Annotated in this window: 13 protein-coding genes; 8 read left to right on the forward strand and 5 right to left on the reverse strand. The window is 65.5% G+C overall.

Going from position 1 to position 14,956, the window contains the following annotated elements:
- Nucleotides 1–12 precede the first annotated feature (12 nt).
- Nucleotides 13–2,397, reverse strand: a complete 2,385-nt coding sequence (locus EN824_RS21940) for a thiamine pyrophosphate-dependent enzyme (protein ID WP_245521003.1) — start codon at nucleotides 2,395–2,397, stop codon at nucleotides 13–15.
- 137 nt (nucleotides 2,398–2,534) lie between these two features.
- Nucleotides 2,535–3,755: a mandelate racemase/muconate lactonizing enzyme family protein gene (locus tag EN824_RS21945; RefSeq protein WP_127277918.1), complete on the reverse strand. Its 1,221-nt coding sequence runs from the start codon at nucleotides 3,753–3,755 to the stop codon at nucleotides 2,535–2,537.
- Nucleotides 3,756–3,872: 117 nt separating this feature from the next.
- Here EN824_RS21945 and EN824_RS21950 point away from each other — a divergent pair, with 117 nt between their 5' ends.
- From EN824_RS21950 to EN824_RS21965, 4 genes are read left to right on the forward strand one after another with little or no spacing between them, the layout of a single operon-like run.
- Complete coding sequence (locus tag EN824_RS21950) at nucleotides 3,873–4,667, forward strand: SDR family oxidoreductase (RefSeq protein ID WP_127277917.1); 795 nt, start codon at nucleotides 3,873–3,875, stop codon at nucleotides 4,665–4,667.
- 5 nt (nucleotides 4,668–4,672) lie between these two features.
- The gene (locus EN824_RS21955) at nucleotides 4,673–5,521 is read left to right on the forward strand and encodes a transketolase (RefSeq protein ID WP_135917647.1); all 849 of its coding nucleotides are present in this window, start codon (nucleotides 4,673–4,675) and stop codon (nucleotides 5,519–5,521) included.
- Nucleotides 5,518–6,507, forward strand: coding sequence for a transketolase C-terminal domain-containing protein (locus tag EN824_RS21960; RefSeq protein ID WP_135917649.1), 990 nt, complete (start codon nucleotides 5,518–5,520; stop codon nucleotides 6,505–6,507). The genes EN824_RS21955 and EN824_RS21960 overlap by 4 nt, the downstream gene beginning before the upstream one ends.
- Nucleotides 6,508–6,516: 9 nt before the next feature.
- Nucleotides 6,517–7,698, forward strand: coding sequence for a mandelate racemase/muconate lactonizing enzyme family protein (locus EN824_RS21965; RefSeq protein WP_127275284.1), 1,182 nt, complete (start codon nucleotides 6,517–6,519; stop codon nucleotides 7,696–7,698).
- Between the two features lie 116 nt (nucleotides 7,699–7,814).
- On the opposite strand, the gene EN824_RS21970 is transcribed toward EN824_RS21965, so the two are convergent.
- Nucleotides 7,815–8,846, reverse strand: a complete 1,032-nt coding sequence (locus tag EN824_RS21970; protein ID WP_127275283.1) for a substrate-binding domain-containing protein — start codon at nucleotides 8,844–8,846, stop codon at nucleotides 7,815–7,817.
- Between the two features lie 242 nt (nucleotides 8,847–9,088).
- On the opposite strand from EN824_RS21970, the gene EN824_RS21975 reads away from it, so the two are divergent.
- From EN824_RS21975 to EN824_RS21990, 4 genes are read left to right on the forward strand one after another with little or no spacing between them, the layout of a single operon-like run.
- A complete protein-coding gene (locus EN824_RS21975) occupies nucleotides 9,089–10,099 on the forward strand; it encodes an ABC transporter permease (protein ID WP_127275282.1) in 1,011 nt (336 codons plus the stop codon).
- Nucleotides 10,100–10,153: 54 nt separating this feature from the next.
- Nucleotides 10,154–11,116 carry a substrate-binding domain-containing protein gene (locus tag EN824_RS21980; RefSeq protein ID WP_127275281.1) on the forward strand — a complete coding sequence of 321 codons (963 nt, stop codon included), beginning with the start codon at nucleotides 10,154–10,156 and terminating at the stop codon, nucleotides 11,114–11,116.
- A gap of 54 nt (nucleotides 11,117–11,170) precedes the next feature.
- Complete coding sequence (locus EN824_RS21985) at nucleotides 11,171–12,721, forward strand: sugar ABC transporter ATP-binding protein (protein ID WP_135932704.1); 1,551 nt, start codon at nucleotides 11,171–11,173, stop codon at nucleotides 12,719–12,721.
- Nucleotides 12,718–13,479 carry an SDR family NAD(P)-dependent oxidoreductase gene (locus tag EN824_RS21990; RefSeq protein WP_135862679.1) on the forward strand — a complete coding sequence of 254 codons (762 nt, stop codon included), beginning with the start codon at nucleotides 12,718–12,720 and terminating at the stop codon, nucleotides 13,477–13,479. Before EN824_RS21985 ends, EN824_RS21990 begins: the two co-directional genes overlap by 4 nt.
- On the opposite strand, the gene EN824_RS21995 is transcribed toward EN824_RS21990, so the two are convergent.
- Nucleotides 13,476–14,375 carry an aldose 1-epimerase gene (locus tag EN824_RS21995; protein WP_135862677.1) on the reverse strand — a complete coding sequence of 300 codons (900 nt, stop codon included), beginning with the start codon at nucleotides 14,373–14,375 and terminating at the stop codon, nucleotides 13,476–13,478. The two genes, EN824_RS21990 and EN824_RS21995, sit on opposite strands and share 4 nt — an antisense overlap.
- Nucleotides 14,359–14,952 (reverse strand): SDR family oxidoreductase, encoded by a 594-nt coding sequence (locus EN824_RS22000; protein ID WP_127275277.1) that lies wholly within the window; start codon nucleotides 14,950–14,952, stop codon nucleotides 14,359–14,361. The genes EN824_RS21995 and EN824_RS22000 overlap by 17 nt, the downstream gene beginning before the upstream one ends.
- Nucleotides 14,953–14,956: the final 4 nt, after the last annotated feature.

Below are 14,956 nucleotides of genomic sequence, written 5' to 3' on the forward strand. Positions count from 1 at the left end.
TGTTGGGATGCTTTATTTCTTGATGCCGCCGATGCGGCCGCCCATCGGCACCACCGCGCCGACCGGCTGATCGATCGAAGCGAGCGTCCCGCTGACGGGAGCCTCGATCTCGACCACGGCCTTGTCGGTCTCGATCTCGGCGATCAGCTCGCCCTCCTTGACCGGATCGCCGACCGCCTTCAGCCATTTGATGACCGTGCCTTCGCTGACGGTGAGATCGCCGAACGGCATGGTCACCGGCTCGTCGTCGCTGGCGGCGACGGGCGTTTGCGCCGATGGCGCTGTCTTGACGGGGACAGGGGCTGGTTTAGCCGGCGCAGCACTCTTCAGGCCGACCGTATACCAGTGATCCGGCACCGGCGGCTTACCCGATATGACGTCGCGTACGCCTTGGGCAATGCGCGCCGTGTCGACCAGCATGGCGCGCTCCAGCACCGGTGCGAAGGGATGCGAGGTCGGCGCGGTGTGCAGCCTTCCCGGCGGCGCGTCGAGTTCGTCGAAGGCGAGTTCGTTGATCGCCTGTGCGATCTCGCCGCCCAGCCCGCACATCGCCCAGGCCTCGTCGACGATGAGCAGGCGATGGGTCTTGCGCACGCTGGCGACGATGCTGTCGATGTCGAGCGGCATGATGGTGCGCGGGTCGATCACCTCCGCCTCGATGCCGTCGCCGGCCAACAGGTCCGCGGCCTCCAGCACACGCTGCACCATCTGGCCGGCGGCGACGATGCTGATATCGGTGCCGGTCCGGGCGATGCGCGCCACACCGAAGGGCACAAAATGCTCGCCGACCGGCACCTCGTCTTTCGAGGCAAACAGCGCCTTGGGCTCCAGCATGATGACGGGATCGCCGGCCCGCAGCGCGGTCTTCATCAACCCCTTGGCATCCGCCGGGGTCGAAGGCACGCAGACGATGAGGCCGGGCATATGGGCGAAGATCGGATGGTAGATGCCGCTGTGATGCGGCCCGGAGCTGCGCAGCGCGCCGGCACCGACGCGCACCACCATAGGCGCGCTCATCAGGCCGCTGGTCATGTAGCGCAGCTTGGCGGCCTGCAGGAAGATCTGGCCTGCGGTCTCGAAAGCGAAGTCGGCGAACATCAGGTCCGAGACGGTGCGCGCGCCGGTGGCCGAAGCGCCGACGGCGGCGGCGGTAAAGCCTTGTTCGGAGATCGGCGTATCGACCATCCGCTCGGCGCCGAACTCCTGCCACAGGTTCTTGGTGTGCGCGAAACTGCCGCCGCGCTCGCCGGTGCCCTCGCCGAAATAAAGGATCGCCGGATTGGCGCGCATCTCCTCGGCGAGGCCGTCGCGAACGGCTTCGAGCCAGCCTTGCATGCGCGTCTCGCCGACCGCGCGCGGCTGCAGGGCGGCGGGCGGATTGATCGGGTCGGCGAAAACATGCAGGCGCACGGTGGCCGGATCAGGCTCGGGCGAGTTGCGGGCGAAGGTCAGCGCCTGCTCGACCACGGTCTCGATCCGCGCCTCGATTGCCGCAAGCGCCTCGGCGTCGGCGATGCCGTAGTCCTCGATCAGTTTCCTGCGGAACATGTCGATCGGATCGCGCTTGATCCAGGCGTCGAGTTCCTCCTGCGTCCGGTAGGTGCCGATGACCGGGTCGCCTTCGTGGTGCCCGACCGTGCGATAGGTCTTGGCCTCGATCAGCGTCGGGCCCTTGCCGGCGCGGGCGCGTTCGGTGGCTTCCTTCATCGCCAGCCAGACAGCGAAGACGTCGTTGCCGTCGACGGCGACGCCGGGCATGCCGTAGGACGCCGCCTTGCTGGCGATCTCGGGATTGAGCGTGACGGATTTGAGCGGCGTGGCGGTGGCGTAGAGATTGTTCTCGCAGATGAAGACGGCGGGCGCCCGCTGCACGGCGGCGAAGTTGAGCGCCTCGTGGAAGCCGCCATGATTGGCGGCGCCATCGCCGAAGAAGGCGACGCCGATATCGTCGCGGCCTTGCTGGCGCGCGCTCATGCCGATGCCGACGGCATGGCCGATGCCGGCGGCGACGATGCCATTGGTGCCGAACAGGCCGACCGAGCGGTCATAGAGATGCATGGTGCCGCCGCGCCCGCCGCAGATACCATCGGCCTTGCCGAACAGCTCGGCCATCACCCGGCCGGGATCGGCGCCCTTGGCCAGCGCATGGCCGTGCCCGCGATGGGTCGAGGTCACCCAGTCGGTGGGCCTGAGATGCGCGCAGACACCGACGCCGGTCGCCTCCTCGCCGATATAGAGGTGCAGGAAACCGGGCGTTTCGCCCTTGCGGCAGGCGATCTGGGCGATGCTTTCGAAGCGGCGCAGCAGCACCATGCGTTCGAACAGGTCGAGCAGGATTTTCCGGTCGGGCAGATTTGACGCACTCCTGGAATCCTCGCGTGCACGCGCCGCAGACATTGCCACCAAAGCCTCCCTGAATGCGTCTGGCGCCGGGCGGCAGAGCGCCGGCGGCGGGCTTGTTGGTCGCCCGCTTCGACGCATCATAGATTATAATAGCATAATGTCTACTGGCTCTGACCGAGCTGTGCGAGAGGCTAGAGTCTGGTGATCCGCACGGCTGCGTCAGGCCGCTGGAACAGCTCCGGCCGCAGGCTGAGGCCAAGGCCCGGCCCTTCGAGCGGCGCGACATGACCGTCCTGGACCGGCGGGATGTCGGCGACGATCTCGGTGTACCAGCCGGTGAAATAGGCGCGTACTGCTTCCTGGTAGTTGACGTTCGGCAAGGTCGCCGACAAGGCACAGCTCGCCGCATAGACGATCGGTCCGGTGCAGTCGTGCAAGGTGACAGGCAGTTCGCTGGCTTCCGCCATGTTGGCGATCTTGCGCGCTTCGGAGAGGCCGCCGCACCAGGCGAGGTCGATCATGATCACGCTAGCCGCGCGCTTGTCGATCAACTGCTTGAACATCTGCCGCGAGGCGAGCCTTTCGCTGGCGGCGATCGGGATGGAGGTGTGGCGGGCGAGCTCGGCCATGGCGTCGAGTTCGTTGTAGCGGATCGGCTCTTCCAGCCAGGCGACGTCATAGGGTTTCAGCGCCTCGGCGATGCGCAGCACCGGCGGCAAGGTCCAAAGCCCATGCAGTTCGACCATGATCTCCATGTCGCGGCCGACGGCGTCGCGGATCTTGTGGAAGGGCTCCAGCGCCTTGTCGAGATCGACAAGCGAGATGCGGGTGCCGTTCGAGGCCTCGGCGGCGATGTCGAACGGCCAGACTTTCATGGCGCCAATGCCTTCCGACTTCAGGCTTTTAGCGAGATCGCCGGCATTGTAGCGCCAGGCGAGCAGGTCTTCATACGGACCTTCATTCGAATCGCCTGATTTGAGCGACCAGTCCTCGCCGCGTTCGAAAAGGGCATTCTTCTTCGTGGCGCGCACATGCTTGTAGCCGGCGCAAGTGTTGTAGATCGGCACGGTCTTGTGGGTGCGCCCGCCAAGCAGCCGCCAGACCGGCTCGCCGAGCGCCCGGCCATAAATATCCCACAGCGCGATGTTGACGGCGGAATTGCCGCGCACCTCGGCGCCGGAATCGCGCGCGCCGACATAGACGCTGCCCAGCGTGCGGTCGTGCAACTCGATGTCGCGCGGGTCCTTGCCCAAGAGATAGGACGCGACATTGTCGTGGATGTAGGCGGCGACCGGCCCCGGCGCCCAGAAGGTCTCGCCGGTTCCGACAAGGCCGGCGTCGGTGTGGACGCGCAACCAGAACAGGAACGGGAATTCGGCCAGCTGCAGCGTTTCGAGCGCGACGACTCTCATCTTTTCCTCCCAACTCCCGCCGATACTACAGTCCAATGACAATAGCACATAGCCGTTGACAGCCATTTATGGTACCGGTATCAATTTCGTCAAGATCGCCTCCGGGAGAGTGCTCGCTTGCCTGCCGAAAATCGAAACAAGATGCCGCTCAGGGCGCTGGTCACAGGTGCCGCCGGCGGGCTCGGCCGCGAGGTGGCGGTTCAGCTGGCGCGTCGCGGCTGTTTCGTCGCGGTCACCGATATCAACGGCGATGGGCTTGCCGAGACCGCCAGGCAGATCGGCGAAACCGGCACGGAAGCCGAAAGCATCGTCAGCGATTTCGCCGGGGAAGGCGCGCCGGAAGCGGCCGTCGAAAAAGTCGTCGCGCGCTGGGGCGGCATCGACATCCTGGTGAACAATGCCGGCTATGGCGTGATCGAGCCCTTCCTCGACGCCACCTTCAAGGCCTGGACGCGTACGCTGGCGCTCAATGTCACAGCCCTCGCCATGGCCTGCAAGGCGGCGGGCCGGGTGATGCGTGAGCAGCGCTCCGGGCGCATCATCAACATCACCTCGCCGGGCTCGCGCATGGCGCTGCCCGACTACACCGCCTACACGGCGAGCAAGGCCGGCGTCGATTCCATCACCCGCGCCGCGGCAGTGGCGCTCGCGCCCTATGGCGTGCTGGTCAACAGCCTGGCGCCGGGCATGATGGACACCGAAATGCAGCGCTCGACCGAAATCGACCTTGCCCGTGCCAATGGCCGCGACGATTTGCAGGCCTTTCTCGACGAGCGCACCCGCCGCATCCCGCTCGGCCGCCGTGCCGAGATTGCGGAAGTGGCCGAGGCCGTCGTCTGGCTCTGCCTCGACGCGCCTGATTACATGACCGCCGAGCGGCTCAACATGTCGGGCGGGCTCGACAAGGACTGATCCAGATGCTGCGAAACGCTCCTCCCGGCTACGCCGACATCGGCGCGCTCGAACGCAAGGCGATGCTGCTGCGCCGTCATATGCTGACGATGGCGCGCGGCCAGGGCCAGGGCTATATCGGCCAGGGCCTCGGCATCGCCGATGTGCTGGCGGCGCTCTATTTCCACGAGCTGCGCTACGATCCCGGCAATCTCGGTTGGCCCGACCGCGACCGCTTCCTGCTGTCGACCGGGCACTATTCCATCGCGCTGTGGGCGGCTTTTGCCGAGGCCGGCATCTTTCCGGTCGAGGAACTCGCCACCTATGGCGCCGACAACAGCCGGCTGGAGATGTCAACGCTCGACACCACGCCCGGCGTCGAGATGATCGGCGGCTCGCTCGGTCATGGTCTGGGACAGGGCGTCGGCCAGGCGCTGGGCCTGCGTGTCGATCGCTCCGATGCGCGCGTCTTCGTCGAACTGTCGGATGGCGAAATGCAGGAAGGCTCGACCTGGGAAGCAGCCATGTCGGCCAGCCACTTCAAGCTCGACGGGCTGGTGGCGCTGATCGACTGCAACGGCATCCAGGCCGATGGGCCGGTGGTGCTCGACATGGAGCCGGTGGCCGACAAATGGCGCGCCTTCGGCTGGCAGACGTCAGAGATCGACGGCAATGACATGACCGCGGTGGTTGGCGCGCTGGCGGATGCGCGTAACCGCAACGGCAAGCCGAAGGCGATCGTGCTGCGCACGCTGCCCGGCAAGGGCGTGCCGCGCATCGAGACCTCCGAGAAGTCGCACTTCTTCCGCATCGACGTGGCGCAATGGGATGGCATCATCGCCGAGTTCGAGAAAACCGTGGGAGCGAGCCAATGAGCGGCGCGGCGATGGAGGCCGGCCGCACGCTGGCCATGGGCCAGGACGAGGCCGTCGGCGGCGGACGGCGGAGTGTGGAGGCACCCTTCGGCCGAGCATTGGCAAGGCTCGGCGTGAGCCGCCCCGACATTGTCGGACTGACCGCCGATCTCGGCAAATACACCGACATCCTGCCGTTCCGAGACGCTTTCCCGGAGCGCTTCTTCAATGTCGGCATGGCCGAGCAGAATCTGGTCGCCGTCGCCGCCGGGCTGGCGCGCACCGGCAAGGTGCCGTTCGCCACCACTTACGGCGTGTTCGCGACGCGGCGCGCCTATGATTTCGTCGCCATCGCGCTCGCCCACTCCAATCTCGACGTCAAGATCGTCGCGGGCCTCCCCGGTCTGACGACCGGCTATGGCGGCACCCATCAGGCGATCGAGGACCTTGCGCTGATGCGCATGATCCCCGGCCTCACTATCATCGACCCCTGCGACGCGACCGAGATCGAAGCCGCGACCGAAGCGATCGCCCAACATCGAGGACCGGTCTACATGCGGCTGCTGCGCGGCAGCGTGCCGGTTGTGTTCGAGCCCGGTTACGTCTTCGAGATCGGCAAGGCGCGCCGCCTGCGCCAGGGTAGCGATGTCGGCATCATCTCGACCGGCCTGATGACCGAAAGGACATTGGATGCAGCCGATGCTTTGCAAAAACGGGGCGTTGCTGCCGGCGTGCTGCATGTGCCGACCATAAAGCCGTTCGACAGCGAGGCGGTGGCCGAATTCGCCGCGTCGGTTGACCGTATCGTGACAGTGGAAAACCACGTCGTGGTCGGTGGCCTGGCGAGCCTTGTGGTCGAGACCTTGTTCGATGCCGGCATTGCGAAGACAGTGACGCGCGTCGGCCTGCCGGACCGCTATATCGAATGCGGCGCGGTGCCGACCTTGCAAGCGAAATACGGACTGACGACCGAGGCCGTCATCGCGACCATTGCCGCATTGAGCTAGGGTTCTCCCATGAAGATTACAGAGATCGAGACCTTTGCCGTCGGCGCCGGCTGGAAGAACTGGCTGTTTGTCAAAGTACATACCGACAAGGGCATCCACGGGATCGGCGAAGGCACGCTGAACGGTTTCATCAAGACTACCGAAGCCGGCGTGCACGAGTTGAAACACCTCGCCATCGGCCAGGACCCGCGCCGCATCAACGCGCTGGCCAAACGCATGCTGGACAGCGTCTCGCTCGACGGCGGCCACATCCACCGCACGGTGATCGCGGCCATCGAAGTCGCATGCTGGGACATACTGGGCAAGAGCCTCGGCGTGCCGATCCACCAATTGCTCGGCGGCCAGGTGCGCGACAGCGTGCTCGGCTATGCCAATGGCTGGTACCGCACCGAGCGCTCGCCCGAGGCCTTTCTCGATGCGGCGAAAGCGGTGCTGGCCAAAGGCTTCAAGGCATTCAAACTCGACCCGTTCGGCACCGCCCAAGGCTTCATTTCGCGCGAGGAGCTGGAGCTTTCCTACGCCATCTGCCGGACCTTACGTGACAGGCTGCCAAAGGACACGCTGATCCTGATTGACGTGCATGCGCGCTTCACCGAGATCGCCGCACTGCAGGCGGCGCAAAAATTCGCCGATCTCGACATCTACTGGTGGGAAGAGCCGACCTCGCGCGACCGCCAGGAGACCGTGCATGAAGTGGCGCACCGCTCGCCGATCCCGGTGGCGACGGGCGAGATGTACGACACGGTCGGTCAGTTCTACACGCTGGCGGCCGGCGGCGGCGTCAACATCTTCCAGCCCGAGCCGATGTCGCTCGGCGGCATCGGGCCGTCGATGCAGGTGGCCAATCTGGCGCTTGCTCATGGCAGCCATATCGCGCCGCACCAGAGCGGCGGACCGGTGGCGACGGCGGTTTGCCTGCAACTGGCGGCGGCGGTGCCGAACTTCCTCATTCAGGAACATTTCGACGCCTTCAACGACCCCTGGACGCGCGAGCTGGTGAGCTGGCATCCGACCGTCAATCCCGACAATGGCCATCTGTCGCTACCGGACGCGCCGGGGCTCGGCATCGACCTCGACATCGATGCGATCAAGGATCATCCCTACGATCCCAACGCCTATCTCAACGTCCATGCCGAAGGCTGGGAGAAACGCCTCGGGCGGCGCGAAGAGGCGGGGAAGCGTGGCCTTTAGGTTGGCAAAAGCCCTCCGGCCAATTCGTCATCCTAGGGCGGAGCAAGGAGCGAAGCGACGCGGCGCAGACCCTAGGATGACGAAGCTAGGGGCGCGTTTCGACTAACATCAAGACGTCAAGCGCTTTCGCGGTCGACGATCTCGAAGCCGAGGCTGGTGATGGTCGGCACCTTGGTGTCGCCGCCGAGCCTTGCCAGCAATTGCCGCACCGCGCGCCGTCCCATCTCGTAGCGGTTGACCTTCACCGTGGTCAGCGGCGGATGAAGCTGCGCGGCCAGATCCATGTCGCCATAGCCGGCAATGGCGATTTTTCCAGGCACCGCCCAACCGCGCCGGTGGCATTCCTGCACGGCGCCGACAGCGAGCGTATCGCTGGAAAAGAAGATCGCGTCGATATCCCTGTGGCGGGAGGTCAGCGTCACCAGCGCTTCGGCGCCGCCTTGCGCGGTGATCGGCACCTCGACCTCCAGGTCGGCATGGTTCTTGAAGCCGAGTTCGGTCAAGGCCGCGTGGTAGCCGGTGCGGCGTTGCTGGAGACGATCGTTGCCGTGGATCGGCGTCGAGACGAAGCCGATGCGCTTGTAGCCCTTCGCCGCCAGATGCATGGTCATGGCATAGGCTGTCTCGAAATTGGAGACGCCGACCACCATGTCGATTGGCTTGCGGCCCTTGATCTCGGAGATCTCGACCACCGGTGCGCCGCTGCTCTTCAGCAGCGCGCGCGCCGTCTCGCTTTGCACGAAGCTCTGCAGGATCATGCCGACCGGGCGCCAACCAAGCAGATTGCGGATCGCCTTCTCCTCGGCCTCCTGCGTGAATTCACCTTGCACCAGGAGCATCGAATAGCCGCTCTCGTGGCATTCGTCGGACATGCCTTGCACCTGTTCGGCTATGCCCGAATTGATCAGCGGCGGCACAACCGTGCCGATCATGCGGCCATTGCCGCGCATGCTGGAGGCCAGGCGGTTGGGCACGAAGCCGGCCTGCTCGATCGCCTCGAGCACCTTGGCGCGCGTCTCCGGCGACACCATGTCGGGATTGGACAGCGCACGTGACACCGTCATCGGCGCAACGCCGACGCGCTTGGCGATCTCGCGAACGCCGAGGCGCTGCGGCTTTTTCTCGCCCGCCGGCGGCTTATCGGTCATCACCCTGCTCCAAGAGAGCGCGATCCACCAAGGCAAAGTCCCACGGATCACATCAGCCCATTCATAGCGGTTGCAGCGGACGCTTTCCAGCGACGCGACGCGCTGTCGCGAGGCGTGGAATTTTCATCGTTGACAAGTTATAATATTATAATCTTAATGAAGACGAGGAGTGCGCCGGGATTGGCGCGGGTGAATGGAGCCGGCCGCGGGATCCGGCAACAGGCGCCGCCAGGGAGGTCAGGATGAACAGCGCGGCTGAGGTGAGCTCTCCGCGCCGGGACATGCAATCGTTCCGGCGGCGACTGATCGGCTTGATTGCGGTGGGCGAAGTCGGCGTGCTGGCGGCGATGGCCTTGCTGATTGCCTTCTTCTGGTTGCTCGAACCGGCTTTCCTGTCGGAGCGCAACATCCGCGCCATTCTCAACGTCGTCTCCTTTGTCGGCATCATCGCCATCGGCCAGACGATTCTGCTGGTTGCCGGCGAGTTCGACCTGTCCGTCGGCTCGGTCGCCGGGCTGTCCGCAGTGGTCGCCGCCAAGCTGATGACCGCTGCCGCCTTGCCGGTGACCGTCGGCATTCTCGGCGGCATCGGCGTCGGCGCATTGATCGGCCTGCTCAACGGCTTGATCGTCGTCAGGCTCGGTATCCCCGCCTTCATCCAGACGCTCGGCATGCTGTTCATCGGTCAGGGGCTGATCCAGGTGGTGACCGGAGGCTATCCGGTCTATCCGCTGCCGGAGGCGATCAATACGATCGGCGGTACGGATCTCGCCTTCGGCCTCGGCTGGAGTTTCGCCTTCTTCATCATCGCGGCGGTGGCAGCCGATTTCGTGCTGCGGCGCACCGTACTCGGCCGCAACATCTATGCCACCGGCGGCAACAAGGAAGTGGCGCATCTCGTCGGCATCAACACCAATGCCTGCAAGATCGGCGCCTTCATCACCGTCGGCGCGCTGTCGGCGATCGCCGGCATGTTCGTCATGGCCGATCTCGGCAGCGGCGGCACATCGATCGGCAGTGGCTGGGAACTGACGGTCATCGCCGGTGTCGTGGTCGGCGGCGTCAGCCTGTTCGGCGGCGCCGGCACGGTCGCCGGCGGTGTCGTCGGCATCCTGATGCTGAAAGTGGTGCAGAGCGGCCTCGTCGTCATCGGCGTCAACTCCAACTGGCAGCAGATTGCGGTCGGCGTGATCATGGTCATGGCCGTCGGCCTCGACATAGTGCGCCGCCGCTACTTCATCGCCGGGGCTTGAACCGGCCGAGATATTGCGCCGGCAAAAATGCCGGTGAACCATGGGAGGTAAGGCATGAAAATTCAGGTGAAGAAGGGGCTGATCCGGGCCGCATTGGTGGCGGCGACAGTCGCCACCTCGGGCCTAGCGCGGGCGGCGGATGTGCATCTGCTCTGGGTGCAGGCGATGAAGGATCACCCGGTGCACCGGCTGATGCAGGCGGGCTTCCTCAACAAGTGCAAGGAGCTCGGCTACACCTGCGAGGTCGTCGGCGACCCGAGCGCCACCAACTGGGACATCCCCGCGACCTTGCCACTTGCCGAGGCCGCGCTTGCCCGTACCAAATATGACGCCATCGGCGTCTACGGGGTGGACCCGGCCATCTATTCCTACATCACCAAGCTTGCCAAGGAGGGCTTCCCGATCGTCACCTGGCACGTCCTGCCGCCGGAAGGCACCGTCAATGGACTGAAGGCTGCGACCGGAGAAGACATTGCCGAGGTCGGCGCCAATGCGGCCATCGCCATCGGCGACAAGCTCGGCGGCAAGGGCACTGTGGCGCTGACGCAAGGCGCTTCCAACGACACCGAGAACGCCATGTCGGATGCCTTCCGCAAGACCATCGCGGCAAAGTATCCCGGCATCAAGGTGCTCGATACGCAGATGGAAGGCTTCGAGCCTTCCGCCGCCGAAGCCAAGGCGGTGGCCATCCTGCAGGGCAATCCCGACGTGACCGCCGCCTTCGGCACCACCGGCAACAGCATCCAGACCTGGTCGGGCGCGGCCCGCAAGGCCGGGCGCGACGTCGTCATCATCGGCATGGACTATATCAGGCAGAACCTCGATCTGGTGAAATCGGGCGCCGCCTACGGCATCGTCGCACAGCCGCTCTACGAGGAAAGCGCCAAGGTGGCCGAACTGCTCGGCGACCTCGCCCAGGGCAAGACGGTTCCCTACAGCAATCCGTTGCCGGCCAAGGTGATCACCGCAGCCGACCTTGCCCCCTACTACAAGATGCTGGACAGCGCCGGCCAGTAACGCCTGCCGCCGGGCCCGCATCTTGCGGACCCGGCAACATCCTGAGGGACCACTGTGTCGACCAACCAAGCGCCGCTGTTTTCAGCCACCGCGATCGCCAAGATTTTTGGCGGCGTGCAGGCGTTGCGCGGGGTCGATTTCGACGTGGTCTCTGGTGAAATCCATGCTCTGCTTGGCCAGAACGGCGCCGGCAAGTCCACCCTTGTGAAGATCCTCAATGGCGTGCATCCGGCCGGCTCCTACACCGGCACGATCCAGCTCGACGGCCAGCCCGTCAGCTTTGCCTCGCCGGCCGACGCGCGATCGAACGGCGTCGGTTATGTCCCGCAAGAAATCGAGGTGCTCGAACAGCTCTCGGTCGCCGAGAATGTCTTTGCCGGCCGCACCGGTCTGGGCGACGGCGTGCTGGTTCACCAGCGGAAGCTCGAGCAGCGGGCGGCCGAGATATTTGCCGATCTTGGCATCGATATCGACCCAAGGGCCTATGTCGCATCGCTGCCCTCGGCGCAGCGTCATCTGGTGATGATTGCCCGCGCCATCGTCATGAAGCCGCGCGTGCTGATGCTGGACGAGCCGACCGCGTCGCTCTCGGGCACCGAAGTCGACGCGCTGTTTGCCGTGCTGCGTCGGCTCAAGGCACAGGGCGTGGCGATGATCTACATCACCCATCGCCTGCCGGAAGTGCTTGCCATCTGCGACCGCGCCACCGTGCTGCGCGACGGACAGGTGGCGGTGCGCATTGCCCGCGAGGATTTCGACGCCGAGACCTTCATCTTCTCGATGTCCGGGCAAAGGTTGCAGCGGCTGTTCCCCGAGCATGCCGCGCCTGTCGGCACCCCGACCGCGCTGGAGGTTCGCCGCCTCAGCGTCGACGGCCACGGCGGTGCTGTCCATGGCGCGAGGGACATCAACCTGTCCGTCGCGGCCGGCGAGATCGTCGGATTGGCGGGACTGCTTGGCTCCGGCCGCAGCGAGATCCTGCACGGCATCTACGGCCGCGTGCTGTCCGAGGGCGAGATCCACGTCGGCGGCAAGGAGGTATCGATCAAGTCGCCCGCCGATGCCCGCGCGGCCGGCATCGCGCTGCTGACCGAGGATCGCAAGCGTGACGGCCTGCTGTTCAACCTGCCGGTCGGCGCCAACATCACCATCGGCAATCTCGCGCCCTTGTCGCGGCGCGGCGTGGTGCGCGGCGGGCTGGAGCGCAACGCCATCGTGGCAGCCATGCGTGCCCTCAACGTCAAGGCATCGTCGCCGCGGGCCTCGGTCACCCATCTGTCGGGCGGCAACCAGCAGAAACTGCTGTTTGCCCGCGTGCTGATGCGGGCGCCGAAGGTACTGCTGCTCGACGAGCCGACCAAGGGCGTCGACGCGGCAACCCGGCATGAGATCTACCGGCTCGTGGTCGAGTTGGCCGACAAGGGCGTTTCACTGCTGATCGTCGCGTCGGAACTCGAGGAATTGATCGGTCTTTGCGACCGCTGCCTCGTCGTCGCCGACGGCCGCATCGTCGATGAATTCGGCCGCGGCGAAGGCGGCGAGGATCGCGTCTTGCGTTCGGTCACCGCGGCGCAGGCCGAGCGTCAGGCGCAGGTTTCCGCATGATATTTGCCGGCAAACGCATTTTCGTCACTGGCGCCGCGACCGGGATTGGCCGGGCAACGGCGGAATACCTTGTCGCCGAGGGCGCCAAGGTCTTTGGCGCCGGGCTGGACGGCGATGACGGCAAATCACTGGCGAGCCGTTATGGCGAGAGCCAGCTGATCTTCCGGGAGAGCGACCTCACGCGCCAAGCGGACGTCCAGGCAGCCGTTGCGGCGGCGACGGACCGGTTCGGCGGGCTCGACGCGGTCGTCAACTGCGCCGGCATCTATCCGACAGGCAAGCGGCTGGAAGAGCTTTCCGACGAGGAGTGGGACAGGACCATATCAGTCAATCTGACGGCCATTTTCCGCGTCTGCCGGGCGACCTTGCCGCTGCTGCGCGAGGCCGGCGGCGGCTCGATCGTCAACATCGCCTCCGTCCATGCCGACGCCACCGTACCCGGCGTGCCCGCCTATGCGGCGACCAAGGCGGCGGTCGTCGGCCTGTCGCGGCAGATGGCGCTCGACTATGCCGTCGACCGCATCCGCGTCAACGCCGTGCTGGTCGGCTCGGTCGCCACCCGCATGACGCTCGACGGGCTGGAGGCAGCCGGCGGCGCGGAAGCGCTGGGCCTGTCTTTCGAACCGAACCGGATCGCGCGCATCGCCAACCCTGCCGAGATCGCCACGGCAATAGGCTTCCTGATCTCGGACGACTCTTCCTTCGTCACCGGCAGTGCCATGCAGGTGGATGGCGGCCTGCTGGCTCGGCTGCTTTAGGATTGAAGCGCGAAGGGCATGAACGAAACAGCGCCGGCTGCACTTTCCCCCGGGCCAAGCACGATGACGCCCTCTTCCGGATCATCCCATCGGCCGCGGTTGAAGGCGCCGGAGGCATTGGTCTGGGGTTCGACGCAGAAAAACGGTTTTGTCGGGTCGGCATAGAGCATCAGGTGCCTGAAGACCGGATCGGCCGTGATCCGCAGCCCCGCGCCGCGCGAGGGAAAGCGGATGATCGCCTCGCCGCCCCAGCCGCCATAATCATTGTTGCGCCAGCCCGCCGGCAATGGCCGGCCCTCGGCGAAGTCGAGTTCGGGTGGCAGCGTGATCGGGTCGCCGGAAACACCGTCGGGCTCTTCGAGATAGAAACGCTTGGCCTTGAATTGCAGAGTCACGTCCGGGTCGCGATCGAACCAGGGGTGCAGGCCGAAGCCGAACGGCAGGGAAACCGGTCCGGTGTTGGTCAGGGTCATGGTCACGTCAAGCCCCTCGTCGGAAACCACGAAAGTCTGCATCGCGCGATAGGAATAGGGTTCGCCGGCGCCAGCAATATCCAGCCCCAGGGTTGCGCTACCGGCTCCTGCCTCCACGACAGTCCAGGCAAGCTGCCAGCCGCTGCCATGCACGTTGAATTTTTCCGGCGGATTGTTGGGCAGGACCTGCCAACGCTTTGACCTGAACTCAAAGGCATTTCCGGCGATGCGGTTGGCATAGGGCGTCATCGGGAACATGGCGACGCCCAGCACATTGCCGGCCTCGCGATCGCCGTCCGAAAGCCCGCGCATCAGATCGATGCCGCGCCAGCGCAGTGAACTCACGGAGCCGCCGATTTGCGACACCAGCCCGACCTCGATTGCGCCGGCCTTCAGCGTCAGCGGCTCAGAAATTACGCCCATAGCCTGCCATCCATCCACCGTCGACGCCCAGCATCTGGCCCGTCGTATAGGTGTTCAGTGGATCGCAGAAGAACAGCACGGCCGCAACCGCTTCCTCGATATTGCCGGCGCGGTTGACCGGGACGTGGCTGAGCATCGCCTTGTCACCCGAAACCATGGTCTCGTCCTCGACCAAGCCGACGCCGACGGCATTGACCAGGATTTTGGGGCCGAACTCCATGGCCAGCGTGCGCATGCCGGCCAGGATCGAGGCGTTCTCCATGGAGAAGCGCGGATGGCGGCGCATCGGCATGCCGGCGGTCACCGAAAGCAGGAAGACGATGCGTCCGCCGTTGCGCTCGGTCATGGCCACCGCCGCCTTGCGCGCCGCCGCGTACAAGGTGCCGGGATTTTCGGCCGTGCTTCCCGGACGCAGAGGGCATGATACCAGAACGATGTCGGGGGAAAGGACGCTGGCGTGCCGCGCCCCTTCGAGGACGCGGCCGCCATTGGCGCGCAAGGCGGCGAGTGCCGCCTCGGCAACCGGATTGCTCGCGCCTTCCAGTTCTATTGTCGAGCCAGTGAGATCGATTTCCATGGCC

The organism is Mesorhizobium sp. M8A.F.Ca.ET.181.01.1.1 (assembly GCF_004792025.1).
Taxonomy (GTDB): Bacteria; Pseudomonadota; Alphaproteobacteria; order Rhizobiales; family Rhizobiaceae; genus Mesorhizobium.

Coding starts and splice junctions, on each gene's coding strand:
- EN824_RS21965 (WP_127275284.1), top strand. CDS start 6,517: ATGAAGATTACAGAGATCGAGACCTTTGCCGTCGGCGCCGGCTGGAAG.
- EN824_RS21955 (WP_135917647.1), top strand. CDS start 4,673: ATGCTGCGAAACGCTCCTCCCGGCTACGCCGACATCGGCGCGCTCGAA.
- EN824_RS21990 (WP_135862679.1), top strand. CDS start 12,718: ATGATATTTGCCGGCAAACGCATTTTCGTCACTGGCGCCGCGACCGGG.
- EN824_RS22000 (WP_127275277.1), bottom strand. CDS start 14,952: ATGGAAATCGATCTCACTGGCTCGACAATAGAACTGGAAGGCGCGAGC.
- EN824_RS21940 (WP_245521003.1), bottom strand. CDS start 2,397: ATGTCTGCGGCGCGTGCACGCGAGGATTCCAGGAGTGCGTCAAATCTG.
- EN824_RS21945 (WP_127277918.1), bottom strand. CDS start 3,755: ATGAGAGTCGTCGCGCTCGAAACGCTGCAGCTGGCCGAATTCCCGTTC.
- EN824_RS21995 (WP_135862677.1), bottom strand. CDS start 14,375: ATGGGCGTAATTTCTGAGCCGCTGACGCTGAAGGCCGGCGCAATCGAG.
- EN824_RS21980 (WP_127275281.1), top strand. CDS start 10,154: ATGAAAATTCAGGTGAAGAAGGGGCTGATCCGGGCCGCATTGGTGGCG.
- EN824_RS21970 (WP_127275283.1), bottom strand. CDS start 8,846: ATGACCGATAAGCCGCCGGCGGGCGAGAAAAAGCCGCAGCGCCTCGGC.
- EN824_RS21960 (WP_135917649.1), top strand. CDS start 5,518: ATGAGCGGCGCGGCGATGGAGGCCGGCCGCACGCTGGCCATGGGCCAG.
- EN824_RS21975 (WP_127275282.1), top strand. CDS start 9,089: ATGAACAGCGCGGCTGAGGTGAGCTCTCCGCGCCGGGACATGCAATCG.